At 30.8% G+C, this 19162-nt stretch carries 22 protein-coding genes; 18 read left to right on the top strand and 4 right to left on the bottom strand.

The features are described from left to right. Positions 1–54 precede the first annotated feature (54 nt). From AB3G33_RS11490 to rlmH, 5 genes are all read left to right on the top strand, one after another. Complete coding sequence (locus AB3G33_RS11490; protein ID WP_367769567.1) at positions 55–1305, top strand: DUF2254 domain-containing protein; 1251 nt, start codon at positions 55–57, stop codon at positions 1303–1305. A 29-nt stretch (positions 1306–1334) separates the two neighbouring features. Continuing rightward, positions 1335–3242, top strand: coding sequence for a mechanosensitive ion channel family protein (locus tag AB3G33_RS11485; protein ID WP_367769565.1), 1908 nt, complete (start codon positions 1335–1337; stop codon positions 3240–3242). A gap of 219 nt (positions 3243–3461) precedes the next feature. Further along, a complete protein-coding gene (locus AB3G33_RS11480; protein ID WP_367769563.1) occupies positions 3462–4883 on the top strand; it encodes an adenosine deaminase in 1422 nt (473 codons plus the stop codon). Positions 4884–4890: 7 nt separating this feature from the next. Further along, positions 4891–5199 (top strand): antibiotic biosynthesis monooxygenase, encoded by a 309-nt coding sequence (locus AB3G33_RS11475; protein WP_367769560.1) that lies wholly within the window; start codon positions 4891–4893, stop codon positions 5197–5199. Between the two features lie 48 nt (positions 5200–5247). Continuing rightward, on the top strand, positions 5248–5721 hold the full coding sequence (gene rlmH, locus AB3G33_RS11470; protein WP_367769557.1) for a 23S rRNA (pseudouridine(1915)-N(3))-methyltransferase RlmH: 474 nt from the start codon (positions 5248–5250) through the stop codon (positions 5719–5721). Positions 5722–5759: 38 nt separating this feature from the next. Here the strand turns inward: rlmH and AB3G33_RS11465 are convergent, their stop codons facing one another. Further along, positions 5760–6389 carry a hypothetical protein gene (locus tag AB3G33_RS11465; protein ID WP_367769555.1) on the bottom strand — a complete coding sequence of 210 codons (630 nt, stop codon included), beginning with the start codon at positions 6387–6389 and terminating at the stop codon, positions 5760–5762. Positions 6390–6391: 2 nt separating this feature from the next. Further along, positions 6392–7216, bottom strand: coding sequence for a dihydropteroate synthase (gene folP, locus AB3G33_RS11460; RefSeq protein WP_367769553.1), 825 nt, complete (start codon positions 7214–7216; stop codon positions 6392–6394). A gap of 148 nt (positions 7217–7364) precedes the next feature. Here folP and AB3G33_RS11455 point away from each other — a divergent pair, with 148 nt between their 5' ends. From AB3G33_RS11455 to AB3G33_RS11415, 9 genes are all read left to right on the top strand, one after another. Further along, positions 7365–7910: a DUF1599 domain-containing protein gene (locus AB3G33_RS11455; RefSeq protein ID WP_367752779.1), complete on the top strand. Its 546-nt coding sequence runs from the start codon at positions 7365–7367 to the stop codon at positions 7908–7910. Beyond that, complete coding sequence (locus AB3G33_RS11450) at positions 7910–9010, top strand: BT_3928 family protein (RefSeq protein ID WP_367769550.1); 1101 nt, start codon at positions 7910–7912, stop codon at positions 9008–9010. The genes AB3G33_RS11455 and AB3G33_RS11450 overlap by 1 nt, the downstream gene beginning before the upstream one ends. Before the next feature lie 53 nt (positions 9011–9063). Next, positions 9064–9519 (top strand): hypothetical protein, encoded by a 456-nt coding sequence (locus tag AB3G33_RS11445; protein ID WP_367769547.1) that lies wholly within the window; start codon positions 9064–9066, stop codon positions 9517–9519. A gap of 198 nt (positions 9520–9717) precedes the next feature. Next, positions 9718–10212, top strand: a complete 495-nt coding sequence (locus AB3G33_RS11440) for a TlpA family protein disulfide reductase (RefSeq protein WP_367769544.1) — start codon at positions 9718–9720, stop codon at positions 10210–10212. Between the two features lie 53 nt (positions 10213–10265). Then, positions 10266–11018 (top strand): triose-phosphate isomerase, encoded by a 753-nt coding sequence (gene tpiA, locus AB3G33_RS11435; protein WP_367752771.1) that lies wholly within the window; start codon positions 10266–10268, stop codon positions 11016–11018. 106 nt (positions 11019–11124) lie between these two features. Then, entirely contained in the window at positions 11125–11958 is an 834-nt protein-coding gene (gene prmA / locus AB3G33_RS11430) for a 50S ribosomal protein L11 methyltransferase (protein WP_367769541.1), read from the top strand. 40 nt (positions 11959–11998) lie between these two features. Continuing rightward, on the top strand, positions 11999–12274 hold the full coding sequence (locus AB3G33_RS11425) for an ATP-dependent Clp protease adaptor ClpS (protein WP_367752767.1): 276 nt from the start codon (positions 11999–12001) through the stop codon (positions 12272–12274). A 99-nt stretch (positions 12275–12373) separates the two neighbouring features. After that, positions 12374–13645: a sterol desaturase family protein gene (locus AB3G33_RS11420; RefSeq protein ID WP_367769538.1), complete on the top strand. Its 1272-nt coding sequence runs from the start codon at positions 12374–12376 to the stop codon at positions 13643–13645. 9 nt (positions 13646–13654) lie between these two features. Continuing rightward, entirely contained in the window at positions 13655–14341 is a 687-nt protein-coding gene (locus tag AB3G33_RS11415; protein WP_367769535.1) for a lysoplasmalogenase, read from the top strand. 33 nt (positions 14342–14374) lie between these two features. Here AB3G33_RS11415 and AB3G33_RS11410 read toward each other — a convergent pair whose 3' ends face one another. Next, on the bottom strand, positions 14375–14788 hold the full coding sequence (locus tag AB3G33_RS11410; protein ID WP_367769533.1) for a DUF6691 family protein: 414 nt from the start codon (positions 14786–14788) through the stop codon (positions 14375–14377). A 3-nt stretch (positions 14789–14791) separates the two neighbouring features. After that, positions 14792–15349 (bottom strand): YeeE/YedE family protein, encoded by a 558-nt coding sequence (locus AB3G33_RS11405; RefSeq protein WP_367769531.1) that lies wholly within the window; start codon positions 15347–15349, stop codon positions 14792–14794. 152 nt (positions 15350–15501) lie between these two features. Here AB3G33_RS11405 and AB3G33_RS11400 point away from each other — a divergent pair, with 152 nt between their 5' ends. From AB3G33_RS11400 to AB3G33_RS11385, 4 genes are all read left to right on the top strand, one after another. Continuing rightward, positions 15502–15960 carry a 2-dehydro-3-deoxyphosphooctonate aldolase gene (locus AB3G33_RS11400; protein ID WP_367769529.1) on the top strand — a complete coding sequence of 153 codons (459 nt, stop codon included), beginning with the start codon at positions 15502–15504 and terminating at the stop codon, positions 15958–15960. Between the two features lie 182 nt (positions 15961–16142). Beyond that, entirely contained in the window at positions 16143–16961 is an 819-nt protein-coding gene (gene kdsA / locus AB3G33_RS11395; protein ID WP_367752755.1) for a 3-deoxy-8-phosphooctulonate synthase, read from the top strand. A gap of 17 nt (positions 16962–16978) precedes the next feature. Beyond that, positions 16979–17824: a hypothetical protein gene (locus tag AB3G33_RS11390; protein WP_367769526.1), complete on the top strand. Its 846-nt coding sequence runs from the start codon at positions 16979–16981 to the stop codon at positions 17822–17824. Positions 17825–18049: 225 nt separating this feature from the next. Further along, complete coding sequence (locus AB3G33_RS11385; protein WP_367769523.1) at positions 18050–19150, top strand: PAS domain S-box protein; 1101 nt, start codon at positions 18050–18052, stop codon at positions 19148–19150. Positions 19151–19162 lie beyond the last annotated feature (12 nt).

Genomic DNA, 19162 nt, shown 5'->3' with positions numbered 1-19162 from the left:
CAATTTTTAGCTATTTAAATAAAAAGGTGTTAATTTAGTCCCAAAGCTATATTTATGAAAGAAAACGTACTCTTTGTCATGCAACGTATAAAAGAAAAATTATGGTTCAGACCCTCAATTTTTTGTTTTGTTTCGATTTTAGCTGCTTTAATTGCTCAAATTGCCGATAGTACAAGACTACATGAAATTGTTCCGGATATTAAAACCGAATCACTATCTGAGTTACTCAATATAATTTCAGCAAGCATGCTTGTGATTGCCATTTTTACTGTAGGATCAATGATATCCGCATTTGCTGCAGCAAGCAATACTGCTACACCCCGCTCTTTTAAATTAATTATCGCAGATGATGTTTCTCAGAATGCATTATCTGTTTTTATTGGCTCTTTTATATTTAGCATTGTTGCTCTAGTAGCGCTTAAAAATGGTTATTACGGCAGAGCAGGTTATTTCACACTATTTATTTTTACACTCTTATTTTTTAGTTTAGTAATTCTAACTTTCTTACGATGGGTAGAGCGAATATCTAAATTGGGCAGAATGGGACATACAATTCAATTAGTTGAAGACGCAACTACAAATGCCATTCAAAATCGCTTAGAATCACCTACTCTAAACGGAATTGCAGTCCATCCTTCAAAAAATAAAGGGGAAGCCTTGTATAGCGATCTAACAGGCTACATTCAACAAATTAACATGTCTGAATTGCAAAAAATAGCCAAAAAGATGGACGCCGTTTTTACTATAAATGCGATCCCTGGAAAACTCGTTTCCATAGATCAGCCCTTGTTATTTATTGCTTTAAAAAACAAAGAGGAAAAAATAGACTACAATACTATAAAAAATGCATTTACGGTTGGTAATATGCGTTATTTTGACCAAGACCCCCGTTTTGGTTTAATCACCTTAACTGAGATTGCTAGTCGAGCTCTTTCACCTGCTGTCAATGATCCAGGAACGGCAATTCAAATCATAAGTAGCCACATTAGACTGTTCTCCTTATGGAATTCCGTTAAAGAAACAATTCCAGTTAAAGAAGACCTTTTTGATCGTATTGCTGTTCCTCAATTAGAACTATCCGATTTATTTGAAGATGCGTTTAGACCTATAGCCCGCGATGGTGCATCAAACATTGAAGTAATGATCAGACTCCAAAAATGTTTTCAAATTCTTTCTAAAAATAGCAATACAGCGATTCAAAAATCTAGTTTTTATAATTCTAAACAAGCATTTGAAAGAGCAAAAATGGAAATGAAACTTGAAGCTGATATACTACTTTTAAAAGAAAACTGTTTATTTGTATAAAAGTCATAACTTTCCAATCAAATTATTTTATGTTTCGATCTAAAAAAAAAATAGCACTATCCATCACCGTAAAAACTCTTATTCTAAGTTTTTTTGTGGTTCTTTTTACTCAAAAAACAGTAGCACAACAAGATAGTATCAATAAAAAGAATGATTCGTTAAACACTTCCATAATTAAAAATTTCAATGAAAAACTGGCAATAATTGAAGGACAGCGTGTCAGTGATTCCATTAAAAAATCAGAATTAGAGACACAGCTTTTATCATTAAAAACAACCGATAATTTAAAAAAAGAAGCGCTACAAAAAGAATTAGAAGTATTAAATACGAAAGAATATAAAAGGCTTGCCGAAAAAAAAGCTCAAATTGATTCTTTGCGCTTAACCGCAAAAGGATACCCAGTAACTGGATTTTTCAACGATACCTTATTCACTATTTATAGTAAATTGGGAAGCTTTTCGGCAAAAGACAGAGCAGATGCCATAAGTGTTCGAATTAAAAATCTCTCTGATCAATTTAGATTTAAGGGTGACTCAATAAAAATTGTTGATGCCGAAACCACTATAGATCTAGTATATAAAGAAGGTATTATTATTAGCGTTTCTGAAAATGATGCGATTTGGAATAACAGTACCAAATTAGAATTGGCAAAAAAATATCAAGACATTATCAAGAAAGCTTTAGCTCTGTATAAAAGTGAAACTAGTGTGTCGACTTTAGCAAAAGAAATTGGATTGGCACTTTTAGTTTTAGTAATAATGTTTTTTTTAATATCAAATTTAAGAAGGTTTTTTCGCTGGACTGCACAAAAAATAGAACACGAAGAAAACAAACGCATTCAAGGAATTAAGATCCGAAACTTCACTCTATTTGATGCTAAACAGCAAGTAAATGCTTTATTGAACGTTAACACCACTTTAAAATGGGTTCTCATCTTATTATTAGTTTATATTGCTTTACCTATACTTTTTGGAATTTTTCCTTGGACAAAAGATTTCGCAGCTACTCTTTTTGGTTATATACTAAATCCTCTTAAAAAAATAGCTTTAGGTTTTTGGAATTATCTTCCTAATTTAATTACTATACTAGTTATCATTTTTGTATTTAGATATGTTTTAAAAGGAATTCATTTTCTAAAAAATGAAATCGAAAAAGGAAATTTAGAACTACCTGGTTTTTATGCCGATTGGGCAAACCCTACGTATCAAATTGTACGAGTAATCGTTTTTGCTTTTATGGTAGTGGTAATTTTCCCGTACTTGCCTGGTAGTGATTCTCCCGTTTTTCAAGGGGTTTCCGTTTTTCTAGGTTTCTTATTTACTTTTGGTTCAGCAGGATCGCTTTCGAATATCATTGCTGGTTTAATCCTTACTTATATGCGATTATTTAAAATTGGAGACCGAGTTAAAATTGGCGAAGTCGTGGGGGATATTATCGAAAAATCATTGTTGGTAACCCGAATTAGAACCATAAAAAATGAAATTATTTCTATTCCAAACTCAACTGTAATGAGTAGTCATACTATAAATTACAGTAGTGATGCTCCTGAAAAAGGATTGATTATCCACTCGACTGTTACCATCGGTTATGATGTACTCTGGAAAGAGATGCATCAAGCTTTAATAGATGCTGCCTCTAAAACAGAGTTTGTATTACAAGAACCAAAACCTTTTGTATTACAAACTAGTTTAGATGATTTTTATGTCTCGTATGAAATCAATGCATACATAAAAGAACCTAATAAACAAGCAGTTATCTATTCTAATTTGCACCAAAACATTCAAGATGTTTGCAATGAAAGAAACATTGAAATTATGTCTCCACATTATCGTGCAGCAAGAGACGGGAATAAAACCACAATTCCAGAAAACTATTTGGATAAAAATTATAAAACACCCCCTTTTAATGTGAATTTTAAAAATGACAACACTATTTAACGTTTCATTTTAAATTTTTAAACTTTAAAATAGCTAGAAACATTTTGTTTTATTCTTTTAATAAAACAAAATGTACTGCTAACATGTATTTATCAGCGGTTTTTTTTATTCTATTTATAACTTATATTTGTCTCAATTTTGAACAAAAAAAGTAAACTAAAAACAATGAGTTTCTAGTTTGTTAATATATAAATCAAGGTTATATCTTAAAAAAACGCTATGAAGTTATTATATACATTAATTTTTTCAGTTATACTTAATATTGGATATTCACAATCTTCAGTAAATCAATACTTCGAAAAAATTAGAAACAATGAAGCCGCATTGACCGCTTTCTTTTCTCAGATGCCAAAAGGTGGGGATTTACATCACCATTATAGTGGCTCAATTTATGCCGAACCCTTATTAGAAGATGCCATATCAGCTGATTTTTACTTAAATACAGCAACTATGCAAGTTCTAAAAGAAAAGCCTACAACTGGAAACTGGGAACTTTTTTCTACACTAAAAAGTCGCGGAGAATTGAATAGCTACAAACAAAAAATAATGGAAAAATGGTCCGTGAAGGACTACAATCATGTTGACTACCCTTCTGATAAATTATTTTTTGAATCTTTCGGTAAATTTAGTCCCGCAATAGTAGGTAATTTTGGACAAGGATTATTAGAACTAAAAAATAGAGCTATTACTGAAAATGTAAGTTATATTGAAACCCAACTTTCAACTATTCCTTCCAATATAAACACGGACGATCTAACTGATTTTAATGCTAAATTAAGAGCACTGGCTATAAATAGAGATGAAGCTGGAGTTACCCAACTACTCGATTCCATTTATGGAACTTTATTACAAAGGGACGCTGCCGTTTATGCCGAAGATTTCAACACCAATTTTGTCGCTAAATTGCATAATGATCTTAAAATTGACGATGATCGTTTCACCATGCGTTACCAAAACTTTGTATTGCGCTTTATGGAACCCGTTGACCTTTTTAAAAATTTAGTAGTTGCTTTCATTTCAGCTGATACGAGTTCGCTAATGGCAGGTGTAAATATCGTTTCACCTGAAGATGGCGAAACAGCAATGAAAGATTATTGGTTGCACATGGTGATGTTTAAGTATTGTCATTCTCAATTCCCAACAGTAAAATACTCCATGCATGCAGGTGAACTTACCTTAGGATTAGTTCAACCTGAAGATTTAACTTGGCATATTCGAGATGCTGTATATACAGCGGGAGCCTACCGCATAGGTCATGGTGTAGATATGGCCTATGAAGAAAAATCATATGAACTTTTACGATATATGGCTAAAAATAACATTGCGATCGAAATTAACTTAGTGAGCAATGAATTTATTTTAAAAGTAAAAGACAGTCGCCATCCTATAACATTGTATAAAGAATTTGGAGTTCCAATTGTAATCAGTACTGACGATGCTGGTATTCTTCGAACAAACATGACGGAACAATATGTGTTACTTGCCAAACGTTACAAGCAAGTTTCGTATGTCAATATCAAACAATATGTATATAACAGTATCTATTATAGTTTTATAAAAGACGAGCAATTAAAAAAACAATTAATATCAGATTTAGATTTACGATTTAAAACCTTTGAAGCTAATTTTCCTTCTAATTAAATAAAATATGATTTTAGAAACGGCAATTCTTTATGTAAAAAAAGGAGAAGAAAAACAATTTGAACATGATTTCAAAATTGCAGGTCAATACATTAGCGCAATAGATGGCTATCTTGGACACAGTTTAAGAAAATGTATCGAACAAGAAAATAAATATTTACTACTGGTAGATTGGGAGAAACTAGAAGACCATACTATTGCTTTTAGACAATCTGAACAATATTTAGAATGGAAAAAGCTACTACATCATTATTATGATCCTTTCCCTATAGTGGAACATTATGAAATCATTTTAGAAAAAATAAAACTAGCTTAACTCAAAAATCTTGATTGATTACTTTTGTAATCCTGTAAAAAATCAAAAATGAACATCAAACTCATCGCCATTGGCAAAACCGATAACAAAGCATTACAATCTTTAATTGACGATTACACGAAACGTTTGTCTTTTTACATCAAGTTTGATTTAGATATTATTCCGGATATCAAGAATGTAAAAAATTTATCGGAAAGCCAACAGAAAGAAAAAGAAGGGGAATTAATTTTGTCCAAAATTGCACCAACAGACCAACTTATTTTATTGGATGAAAATGGAAAAAACTTCTCTAGTGTGGGTTTTTCAGAGGAATTGCAAAAGAAAATGAATTCTGGTGTAAAAACATTAGTTTTTGTTATTGGAGGACCTTATGGTTTTTCGGATACCGTTTATGCTTCTGCAAAAGGTAAAATCTCGCTTTCGCAAATGACTTTTTCTCATCAAATGGTTCGTTTGTTTTTTATCGAACAATTGTACCGTGGGTTTACGATTTTAAGAAATGAACCGTATCATCATCAGTAGTTTTTAGTTTCAAGTTTTCTTTGTTTAAAGTTTGAAGTTTAGTAGATGAATTCTTGGGGCACTTCTTTATTAAAAGTGTCTAATTCTTTTATCAAAATCTTAATTTGTAAATATTCTTCAAAACTCATGTTTTTATCGAAAACTAAAATAATTTTTGGATTTACTGCGTAATTAATACTATGTATATAATCTACAACTTCATTTGTTTTCATTATAAGATTATCAATTAAGATAGAATCTGATTGCTTTTTAAAATTCAATATTAAACCTCCATTCAAAGGCTTCGTTATTTTATAATACACATTTGTAAAAGGAATAAAAGCCATATTTTTACCTATACTATCTGCATAGGAATAGTAGTTTTCGGCTTTTTCATTTTTATGTGCTTTTTCTTTGCGTTTTTTGTCTTGTAGTTTCATAACCTCCGGAATCACGATTCGTAAAGGCAAACGCTTGTCTATATTCAGAATCCAATTGGTAGTGATAATACTGTTTTTTCTATTGACCTCGGCTAGAGTGTCTTTATCTTTAGTTCTAAAAAAAATATAAATAGGTGAATGATCTTGCACATACTTTACGATCGTAACATTCGATTTTGGCAATAAGATATCCTCTTTGTTTCCGCACGAAAGAAATAAAAACACAACAATCAGGCTTAAATATTTCATATTTAAAAATTCAATTTTTCATATAATTTCACACACTCAACCGCTTCTTTTACGTCATGAACTCTCAATATATTTGCACCTTTTGTCAGTCCAATTGTATTTAGAAAAGTGGTTCCATTTAGAGCTTCATTAGCAGTTGTTTCTAATACTTTATAAATCATAGATTTTCTAGAAATTCCTACCAATAATGGCAAATCTAACATTTGAAATAATTCCATTTTTTTCATCACCTCATAATTTTGCTCCAATGTTTTAGCAAAACCAAAACCTGGATCAATAATTAAATCATTAATTCCAAAACTTCTAGCTTTGGCAATTTTTTCAGAAAAATAAAAAAGCATTTCTTTGACAATATCATTATAACTTGTCATGGTTTGCATCGTTTTAGGTGTACCTCTCATTTGCATCATGATGTAAGGAACATTATACTCTGCTACAACTTCAAACATTTTTTCATCTAGGTTGCCTGCGGCAATATCATTAATAAGTGCAGCACCATTTTCTAGAGAAGCCTTTGCAACTCCAGCTCTAAAAGTATCAATAGAAAGTAACGTTTCTGGATACTGTTTTAAAATTAATTGAATGACAGGAACAATTCGGGCAATTTCCTCTTCTTCAGTAACAAACTCCGCATTAGGCTTACTAGAATAGGCACCAATATCTATAAAAGTAGCCCCCTCATTTAGCATTTTCTTAACCTGAGAAAGTATTTCATTTTCATCATTGTACTTTCCTCCGTCAAAAAAAGAGTTAGGCGTTACATTTAAAATTCCCATCACTTTTGGATGCGCTAAATCAATCAGTTGCCCTTTACAATTTATTGTCATTACTTCTTTATTTAAAGTTTCTAGTTTAAAGTTTAATGATCTTGACCAATAAAACGGATGCATTCCTGCAACTTTAAACTTTAAACGCTAATTTTTTTTAAATTTTATCCCTATTTTTGAGAAAATTTTAGACAAATATACATCAATAATGAAGAATACTTCTCAAGAATATGATAACATAGTCGCAATTTGTCGATCACTATTTATCAATAAAATGAAAGATTATGGAAGTGCTTGGCGCATATTAAGACTGCCATCATTAACCGATCAAATTTTCATCAAAGCACAAAGAATTAGAAGTTTACAAGAAAATGAAATCCGTAAAGTCGACGAAGATGAAACCGGTGAATTCATAGGAATTATCAACTATTCGATAATGGCATTAATTCAATTAGAATTGGGCGTAGTCGACCAACCTGATTTGAATGTTGAAAAAGCTACCGAATTATATGATGCCCAAATTAAATTAACCAAAGAATTAATGGAAGCCAAAAATCATGACTACGGTGAAGCTTGGCGTGAAATGCGTGTGAGTTCTTTGACCGATTTAATTTTACAAAAATTACTTCGAGTAAAACAAATAGAAGATAATAAAGGGAAAACCATCGTATCTGAAGGAATTGATGCCAATTATCAAGATATGATTAACTATTCGATTTTTGCACTTATATTAATGAATTTTAAAGGAAAATAATGAAAAACTTAATTACTCAATTCTCTAGGATTTTCGTAGGATTACTATTTATTATTTCAGGATTAATAAAACTAAATGACCCTGTAGGTTTCTCTTATAAATTAGCCGAATATTTTAGTGAACCTGTATTTAACATGCCTTTTTTAGTGCCATTTGCTTTAGGTTTGGCCTTGTTTCTAGTAATTGTAGAAGTGGTTTTGGGTGTCATGTTACTCATTGGATATAAATCAAAGTTTACTATTTGGAGTTTGCTTCTTATGATTGTGTTTTTTACTTTTTTAACATTCTATTCTGCTTATTATGATGTGGTGAAGGATTGTGGTTGTTTTGGTGACGCACTACACTTAACTCCATGGCAATCATTTGCTAAGGATATTGTTTTATTGTTTTTTATATTAATTTTATTCATCAACAAACGACTAGTAAAACCTTTATTTCAAAATAGCATACAAAATATTATTGCCTATGCAAGTATTCTTTTATGCATGCTGATGGCGGTTTGGGTACTAAATCACTTGCCTATTATTGATTTCCGACCTTATAAAGTAGGAAACAATATTGAAAAAGGAATGGAAATTCCAGAAGGCGCTCCAAAATCCGTTGTGGAAATGACTTTTATATACAAAGTGAATGGTGTTGACAAAGAATTCTCAGAAAATGATTTGATGAATCTGCCTGAAGGAGCTGAATTTGTTGATAGAAAAGACAAAGTTATCACTGAAGGTTACGTTCCTCCTATTCATGATTTTACGATGATGAAAGACGATTCAGACTATAAAGAAGAATTGTTACAAGAACCTAAATTATTGATGATTGTTACTTATGATTTAATTACAGCTGAAGAAGGTGGTATGGTAAAACTAGAAAAGTTAAATCAAGAAGCTACTGCTAAAGGATATAAAGTAATAGGGATGACGAACTCCTCTTTAGAAGAAATTGCTAAAGCAAAGAAAAAATACGGACTTCAATTTGACTTTTATACATGTGACGCAATAGCCTTAAAAACAATTGAAAGAGCAAATCCTAGTATTGTAATTCTTGAAAAAGGAACTATCAAACAAAAAGTGCATTATAATGATATTAAAGATTTAAAGTTGTAATAATATAGGTTTTACAAATTGCTATTAATTTGATTCTTTAAAAAAAATAATTTATGCAAAATTTATTTAAAATTTTATTGCTAGTCTTAATAGTTGTATTTGTAGGATGTACCAATCAATTAGAATCAAATCGAAAATTATGTTTCACTCCACCAAGTGGTTTTAATTTTGAAATTGTAAATAAAACTTCAGGAGAAAATCTATTCACAAATGGAACGTATCAATCCAATCAAATTACAATAATTGACTTATCAAACAATAGCAAAGTGCCTTTTACATTTATTGCGGAAAACGGACAAAACATCATCAGTATCCATACTATTGGTTGGAAAACAGAAAAAATAAATTATTCTATTACAATACAAGAAAAAGCACTTTTTAGTTTATATGTAGATGCATCCAGAATAAGTGATGGTTGTAGTTACACCGAATTTAATGAAGTTGCCATAAAGAATTCTGATTTTGAATTCAATCAAAATACAGGAATTTATAAAATTTTTGTTCCGTAACTAATTCTGAAAAAAAAACGAATAAGCCACGTATGAACTCAAATCATCGTGGCTTTTTTCAATCGTTTTGTGTCTATTTTGTTATTTTTACTAACTATATCGATATTGTTTTTGTAATTTCAAATTCTATTTTCAAAAAATGATATTCTATATATTACTTTCCAATTGTTTGTTTAACTTTACTAAAATTTTTATTTAATGAAAAAAATACTGGCTCTATTCGTTGCATTCGCTACATTTTCATGTTCAAATGCACAAAAAACGGAATTTACAAAAGAAGCATTATCTGAAACATTATTAACTCCAGAAGGAAACCAAGTAGCTTTTCAAGATATAATCAAAAAAGCGGAAGGAAAAACGGTAGTTATTGAAATTTGGGCTTCCTGGTGTGGTGACTGTGTAAAAGCAATGCCAAAAATAAAAGAATTACAAGCCAAAAATCCTGATGTAGCCTACATATTCATTTCAATGGACAAAACAGCTGATAAATGGATCGCAGGAATTGAAAAACACGAACTTAAAGGGGATCATTATATGGCTAATGATCAAATGAAAGGTGTTTTTGGAAATGCTATTGATTTAGATTGGATTCCAAGATATATTATCCTTGACAAAACAGGAAAAATAGTTTTATACCGAGCAATTGAAACTGATTTTGATAAAATCAATGCCACATTAGCTAAATTAAAATAAACGTTACACAATAAAGAACTAAAAACAAATATTGAAATATAATACAAACTAAAATGAGAAAAAAGATAGTTGCAGGAAACTGGAAAATGCATAAAAATGCAGAGCAAACAGAAGATTTATTGAATGAATTAATTGCTAAAATACCTACTGATACAGATGCTAAAGTTATTGTAGCTCCTACATTCGTAAATCTAGCTTCAGCAGTTGATCATTTACAGTTTACTAATATCGACGTTGCTGCACAAAATGTACATCAAGCAGAAAGTGGCGCTTTTACAGGTGAAATTTCAGCAGATATGTTAAAAAGTGTTGGTGTAGATATTGTTATACTTGGACACTCTGAGCGTAGAGCTATTTTCAATGAAACGGATGCTTTAATTGCAAGTAAAGTAAATACTGCTTTAGAGCATGACATGATGGTTATTTTCTGTTTTGGAGAAGAATTGAAAGATCGTCAATCTCAAAACCATTTCAACATTGTTGAAAACCAACTAAGAGATGGATTGTTCCAAATCGAAGCAAAAGATTGGGAACATGTTGTTTTGGCTTATGAGCCAGTATGGGCAATAGGAACTGGAGAAACTGCTTCACCAGAACAAGCACAAGAAATGCATGAATTCATTAGAGAAACGGTTCGCAAAGCTTTCGGAAGTGATATTGCTGAAGATGTTTCAATCCTTTATGGAGGTAGCGTTAAACCAGAAAATGCAAAAGAAATTTTCTCTAAACCAGATGTAGACGGTGGTCTTATTGGTGGTGCTGCATTAAAAGCTGATGATTTTGTTGCAATTGTAAATGCAATCTAAAATAAAATTAACATATTAAAAAAGCGGTAAAATGTATTTTACCGCTTTTTTTATTTTTATATAATTCCATAAAAAGAGAAATACTACCTTTGCAAAAAAATTAAACATGTCAAATATTTATATAGGATACCATTTTACAATTGAACCAAAAGAATTGGGTTCAGAAATATTAATTGCAGAGTTAGGTGAAACTGCTTTTGAAAGTTTTACTGAAACTGAATCTGGTATATCCGCTTTTGTACAAAAAGATTTATGGGATGAAATGATTCTGGAGAACATCAATATTTTAAAATCGGAAGAATTTGAAATTGACTATACCTTTGAAGAAATAGATCAAGTTAACTGGAATGAGGAATGGGAAAAGAATTTTGAACCTATCGATGTAGAAGGAAACTGTCATGTACGTGCACCTTTTCACCCAAAAACGGATGCTGAATTTGATATCTTAATTGAACCAAAAATGAGTTTTGGTACAGGTCATCATGAAACTACACATATGATGATTCAACATTTATTAGAAATTGACGTAACTGGTATGAAAACCCTAGATATGGGATGTGGAACTGCTATTTTAGCAATTCTTGCTGAAATGAAAGGGGCGCAACCTATCGATGCAATAGATATCGATAACTGGTGTTACTTGAATTCTATTGAAAATGCAGAGCGCAACCACTGCAAACACATTACAGTTTATGAAGGTGAAGCTTCATTATTAGAAGGAAAAAAATATGATTTAATCATTGCCAATATCAATCGAAATATTTTGTTGAACGATATGCAAGCGTACGTAGATTGTCTAAATCCAAAAGGAACCCTTCTTTTAAGTGGTTTTTACACGGAAGACATCCCTTTTATAGATGCTTCATGTACAGAAAAAGGGTTAACTTATGTTAAAAAATTTGAAAGAAATAACTGGGTTTCATTAAAATACGTAAATTAGTATTAGTTTTATTAATAACGAAAGTACAAAAACCTACAAAATGAGTACTAAAGAAAAAATAAGAGAAAAAGTAAGTCGAAAAGAAGCACCTACATTAAACAACGAAATTATCGTGTATAATGATGATGTAAATACTTTTGACCATGTAATCGACACTCTAATGCGTGTTTGTGAACATACACCTGAACAAGCGGAACAATGTTCTTTAATTGTACATTATAATGGGAAATGTACTGTGAAAACAGGACCTATTGATAAATTGAAACCACAATGTACACAATTACTAGAAGCAGGATTAAGTGCTGAAATTGTTTGATTTCAAACAATAAGGCAATTAAATAGCTTTTTATTTAACGATAATTCATTAAACGTTCTATTTTATTCTATATTTGAATAAAATAGAACGTTTTTTTTTATGGAAGAATATGGTAAAATATTAATCATTGCGATGCCTCTTTTTTTGGTACTAATTATTATTGAAAAAATGTATGATTTATACAAAGGGGAGAATCATGTTCCATTAATGGACAGCGTTTCCAGTATTAGTTCCGGAATTACAAACGCAGTTAAAGATGTATTAGGACTTAGTATTACTTTTATTTCTTATGAATGGATCGTTTCAAAAATAGCTATTTATCATATTGAAAATACTATTGCAACCTATTTAGTAGCTTTTATTGTCATCGATTTTTATGGATACTGGACCCATCGATTGTCCCATCAAGTAAATTTTTTCTGGAATAAACATGCTATACATCATAGTAGTGAGGAGTTTAACCTAGCTTGTGCTTTACGTCAAACGGTTTCCAGTTTTATTAATCTATTTACTTTTATACTTATTCCAGCAGCACTTCTGGGCGTTCCTGCTAAAGTAATTGCAATAACACTACCTATTCAACTATTTTTACAATTTTGGTACCACACAAAACATATTAAAAAAATGGGGTTTTTAGAGCATGTCCTTGTAACTCCATCACATCATCGAGTTCATCACGCTATAAATCCAGAATATCTTGATAAAAATCATTCACAAATTTTTATTATTTGGGACAAATGGTTTGGTACTTTTCAAGAAGAATTAGACGAAGTACCACCCGTTTTTGGAATAACTAGACCAGCCGGAACTTGGAACCCTATTCGAATAAATTATCAACATTTAGGACTATTAATTATGGATGCTTGGCGTACCGAAAGCTGGAAAGACAAATTGACAATTTGGTTTAAACCCACTGGCTGGCGACCAGAGCATTTTGAAGAAAAATATCCAGTAAAAAAAATATCAGATGTTTATAATTTTAAAAAATATGGTGCCGAGAACTCAACTAAATTAATTAGTTGGTCTATTATTCAAGCACTGATTACTTTACTATTTGTTAGCTATTTATTTAACAATATAGCCCAAATAGGTTTGCCCAATATCTTTATTTATGGATTTTTTATTTTTATAACTATTTTCAGCTATACGGAATTAATGGATAAAAATAGATTTTCAATCTATTGGGAAACCTTCCGATTGTTATTTGGTCTTGGGATTTTAATTTACTTTGGAGATTGGTTTGGACTAAATTCTATTTTACCTATGGGTAATTATATAATAATTACTTACCTCCTATTTTCATTGGGAATAGCAATTTATTTTACGCTATTTGATTTCAAAATAAAAAGTGCTGTATCTGTTAACTTATAAACTCATAACATGAAAAATAATAAATTATTAATTGGATATTTGGGTTTAAGTATTGTTTATTTACTCCTTCTCCTTGTTGATCAAGAATCAATTGCTTGGTTTATGAAACCCCTTTTGCTTCCGTTTCTTATTTTAGGAGTTTATTTTAGTGGAGCGTTTTCTTCTAAAAAATACCTTTTAGCAGCATTAACTTTTTCATGGTTTGGAGACATCATTCTCCTTTTTGCAGATCGTGACGAACTATTTTTCATAGTAGGATTAATTGCTTTTTTAATCTCACATATTATCTATATATTACTATTTAATAAACAATTAAGATATAAAAACAGAAAAAATAAAGCGGTATTCTGGATTGGAGTTACTACAATTATAATGTACTTAATCATTATGATTTCTATTCTACTACCCAATCTAGGTGATTTAACAATACCTGTATTTGTGTATGCTCTAGTTATTTCTACCATGCTTTTATTTGCCTATAAAGGTTTTTTGAACTGGGAAGAACCAGGCAACTGGTACATTTTGATTGGTGCAATCGCTTTTGTAACTTCAGATAGTATTTTGGCGTTCAATAAGTTTTATACCCCTATAGTAATGAGTTCATTTTTCATTATGATAACCTATCTAATTGCTCAATATTTGATTGTAGTGGGAATTTTAAAATTAAATAAAAAAAATAGCATTCCCTTTTTATAGAAAATGCTATCAATAATGCAATTATAATAAATGTTAATGAGGTAATTTATCTTTAAAAACGCCATACAAATACGTTCCAAATAAAGCGCCAAAAAGCACAATAAGAATACTCCAAAAACCAGCTCCTAATAATATATAAATAGGTCCTGGACAAGCACCAACTAATGCCCAACCCAATCCAAATAAAATACCACCAACCCAGTAGCGGATTGATCCCGGTTCTTTATCTACAATTTCAATTGGCCTCCCTTTTATGTCTTTAATGTTTTTTCTTTTTATAATTTGGATACCAATAACACCCGTACCAATTGCGACCATAATGATTCCGTACATATGGAAAGATTGAAACTGAAACATTTCATAAATTCGGTACCAAGAAACGGCTTCCGACTTTGTTAATACAATTCCGAATACAAAACCAACTAATAAATATTTTAATACTTTCATTTTCTAAAAAATTAATGGGAATATAAAATAAGCCATAATTAAACCACCAACAAAAAAACCAATAACTGCTTTTAAAGAAGGAATTTGTAAATTACTCAATCCCGAAATAGCATGCCCAGAGGTACATCCACCGGCATATCTAGTACCAAAACCAATAAGTAGACCACCAATAAGAAGAATCAGGATACTTTTGGGTGATTGAAAAACTTGAGGGCCAAAGAGTGAATCAGGAACTAACTTCCCATTTGGAGCATCAATTCCTAGTTGAGCTAATTGCTCAATAGTCTTAGGGTTAATTGAAACATTTGATGGATCACTCATGAAATGTACTGCTACAAAACCACCTAACATAGCACCTAAAACTACAACTAAATTCCATCGCTGTGATTTCCAGTCAAAGTCAAAAAAAGCAGTGCGCTTCCCTGCCCCTAATATCGTACACATTGACCGAAGATTAGATGACATTCCGAACGATTTACCAAAATAAGTTAAACATAGCATGATCAATCCAATTAAAAAACCAGATATGTACCAAGGCCAAGTTTGAAAAAAGATACCCATAATTAATTCTATTTTGATGCAAAAGTAAGGATTCTACTATTTACAATTCTAAGAATTTCATCACAAATATTTATTGTAGTAGTAATCCCCTATATAGTTCTCAGTATATTTGTACTACAATAAATTTAAAAGAATCTAATTTCATCACAATCATGAAAAAAGTCCTGCTTTATTTTGCATTAGTATCATTTGCCATTTCATGTGTAAGTACCAAGTCAACTTTGAAAAACGTTGATGATAATGCCCCAATTCCAAAATTAACCTCTGATAATACTTTTGTAATTACCGAGTATAGTAAAGACAAAAAATACGGATATGATAAAGATTATCCGATCAATGTATTTTATTATAGCACGCGAAATGAAACCATCAATCAAGAACGTTTTTTGAATGCCTTAACTGGACCAAAAGGGGAAAAAATAAGCTTTAGTAAATTAGAAAGTTGTTGTCCATTCCCAACAAAAAGAAGCGAAATGGGTGCAGGATTTCTTGATGTATATGAAGTAAAATGGGATGGTTTAAAAAAACCTATTCTATTGTATATGAACATTTATGAAAAAGGAATTTTGAAAGTTCCAGTTGGCTTTGGATTGAAGAAAAATAATCAATAAACAACTCCCCTAGCCCTGATAGAAGCGGTATCCTTCTTGTTTTTTCTTTAAAAACAAGAAGATACAAGCGTATAGCAGGAAATAGCTCCAAAACATACTATTATTCTCTATAAAAAATGTTAATAAGTAAAGACTAAATCGTAAATCATAACTACCTTTGCACTTTAAAAAATCATACTCAAATGAACATACAACATATCCCACAAATTAAACATACTGACAGCGGAAATTTCTTTTTATTAGCTGGTCCTTGCGCCATTGAAGGTGAAGAAATGGCAATGAGAATTGCTGAAAAATTGATTGGTATTACTGATAAATTACAAATTCCTTATGTTTTTAAAGGATCCTTTAAGAAAGCAAATCGCTCTAGAATTGATAGTTTTTCAGGAATTGGTGATGAAAAAGCTTTAAAAATTTTAAGAAAAGTTTCGGAAACTTTTGGAGTTCCAACTGTGACTGATATTCATACAAATGAGGATGCGGCAATGGCAGCTCAGTATGTAGATATTTTACAAATCCCAGCTTTTTTAGTACGTCAAACGGATTTAGTTGTGGCTGCTGCCAATACTGGTAAAGTAGTCAACTTGAAAAAAGGACAATTCATGAGTCCAGAAAGCATGAAACATGCAGTACAAAAAGTATTGGATTGCAATAATGAGAACGTAATGGTTACAGATCGTGGAACTATGTTTGGCTACCAAGACATGATTGTTGATTTTAGAGGAATTCCTACTATGCAACATTATGCTTCGACAGTACTAGATGTAACACATTCTTTACAACAACCCAATCAAACTGCTGGTGTAACTGGTGGAAGACCAGACATGATTGAAACGATTGCCAAAGCAGGAATTGCTGTAGGTGTAGATGGTATTTTTATTGAAACTCATTTTGATCCAGCAAATGCAAAAAGTGATGGTGCTAACATGTTACATTTAGATTATTTTGAAGCTTTAATGACCAAGTTAGTCGCTATTAGACAAACGGTTAATAAATTTTAATTTTTATAATACACGCATTGAAAAAGATATTTTTATATACAGCATTCTTAGCTTTATGCCTTTGTAATATAGCAAACGCTCAAGAAGAAATTAAAATACAAGATAAATATACTGCTCACAACAAAGGAAAATTCTTTGTGTCATGGGGAGGAAATAGAGAAAGCTACACCAAATCGGATGTGAATTTTCGTGGTAAAGATTACAATTTTACTTTGGATAACATGACTGCACATGACAAACCAAAAGGATGGCATGTGGACTATATAAATCCTACAAGAATGACTATTCCTCAAACGAATTTCAGAATGGGGTATTTCATTAATGACCATTATAGCATTGCTCTTGGTGTGGACCATATGAAGTATGTTATGACACAAGATCAAACCGTAAATGTGACTGGAACAATCGCAACTGGATCAGAGTTTGATGGGACGTACAACAATACTCCAACAGTAATGACTGAAAAATTCTTGATGTATGAACATACAGATGGTTTGAATTATGTGAACACTGAATTTTCAAGACATGATGATATTTCATCATTATTTAAAATAGGGAATACTGATAAAATCCAAGTAAATTTAACTGAAGGTGTTGGTTTAGGTTTATTATATCCCAAAACGAATACAACACTATTAGGTAAAGAACGCCACGATGATTTTCATGTTTCAGGATATGGAACTTCATTGAAAGCAGGTTTAAATGTCACTTTTTTCAAACATTTTTATGTTCAGGGAGAATTAAAAGGTGGTTATATAAATATGCAAGATATTCGTACAACACAAAGTGCCGAAGATCGTGCTTCACAAGACTTTTTCTTTTTTCAAAGACTAATTGCTTTTGGAGGGATTTTTAAAATATAATTAAAGTTGTTTAGCTTAAAAAAAGGAGATTGTTAATTCTAACAATCTCCTTTTTTATTTTAAATCTATAGGTATTTATACTCTAAAATAAGCAAAAACCCTTATTTTATAATAGTTTTGGCTCATAAATTGGGTGCTATTTAATTTATAATTGTTACTTTAGTAATATTAAAAGATGGTTTTAGTTTTAATTTATAAAATTCAGTAAAATAAAAAATTAAACAAATGATACGAGCTGAAGGAAAAGCGGTAAATCATGACCCAGAAACATTCAAAAATTTTGAGATTTTTTTCGATACGTCTCCTGATTTATTATGTGTCGCTGGTTATGATGGTTTTTTTAAGAGGATAAACCCTGCCGTTTCTAAATTACTAGGATATACTGAAGAAGAATTACTGTCAAGACCTATTAATGATTTTGTATACACTGATGACAAAAACAGTACTGAATCGGCTCGAAATGAGCTAAAAAAGAAAATTCCATTATTCAATTTTGAAAACAGGTATTTAACTAAAAATGGGACAATCGTTTGGTTGTTATGGACGTCTTTACCTATAGACCATGATCAATTAGTTTATGCAATAGCAAAAAACATAACTTACAAAAAAGAAATTGAACATGAACGAAACCTCCATATTGCAGAACTAACAAAAATCAATGAAGATTACAAACAGCTTACTTATACCTCTGCGCATGATTTAAGATCACCTGTAAATAATTTACTTTCCGTTTTTGAACTTTTGGATACTTCACAAATAACAGATTCCGAAACACTTGAATTAATTTCAATACTAAAAACAACATCCGATGGGTTAAAAAATACCCTAAATGATTATGTTAAAATTTTGGACAAAAAAAATGATCTCATTGCCAAAATTGAAAAAATAAATTTAAATGACTCTTTACAAGAAGTACTGCTTTCCATTAATTCATTAATTCAAAATTCATTGACATTAATAAATATTGATTTTTCAAATTTTGAAACAGTTAATTTTAATAAAGCCTATTTAAAAAGCATTTTTTTGAACTTAATTACCAACTCTATAAAATATGGTAAAAGAGATAAATCACCAGTTATTACTATCTCTTCTAATTTAGACAATGGAGTAAAACAATTGATTATTACAGATAATGGAATAGGTTTTGACATGGATAAAGTAAAAGATAAGATTTTTGGCTTGCACCAAAAATTTCATACAAATCTTGACAGTAATGGTATAGGATTATATTTAGTTTACAACCATATAACAAGTCTAGGTGGTCATATCGCTTTAGAAAGTAAAATAGATGAAGGAGCCAAATTTATTATAACTTTTCCTAATTAATAGCAGTATATT

The organism is Flavobacterium sp. WC2421, from assembly GCF_040822115.1.
Lineage (GTDB): Bacteria > Bacteroidota > Bacteroidia > Flavobacteriales > Flavobacteriaceae > Flavobacterium.
This window is presented reverse-complemented; position numbering and strand designations above follow the sequence as displayed.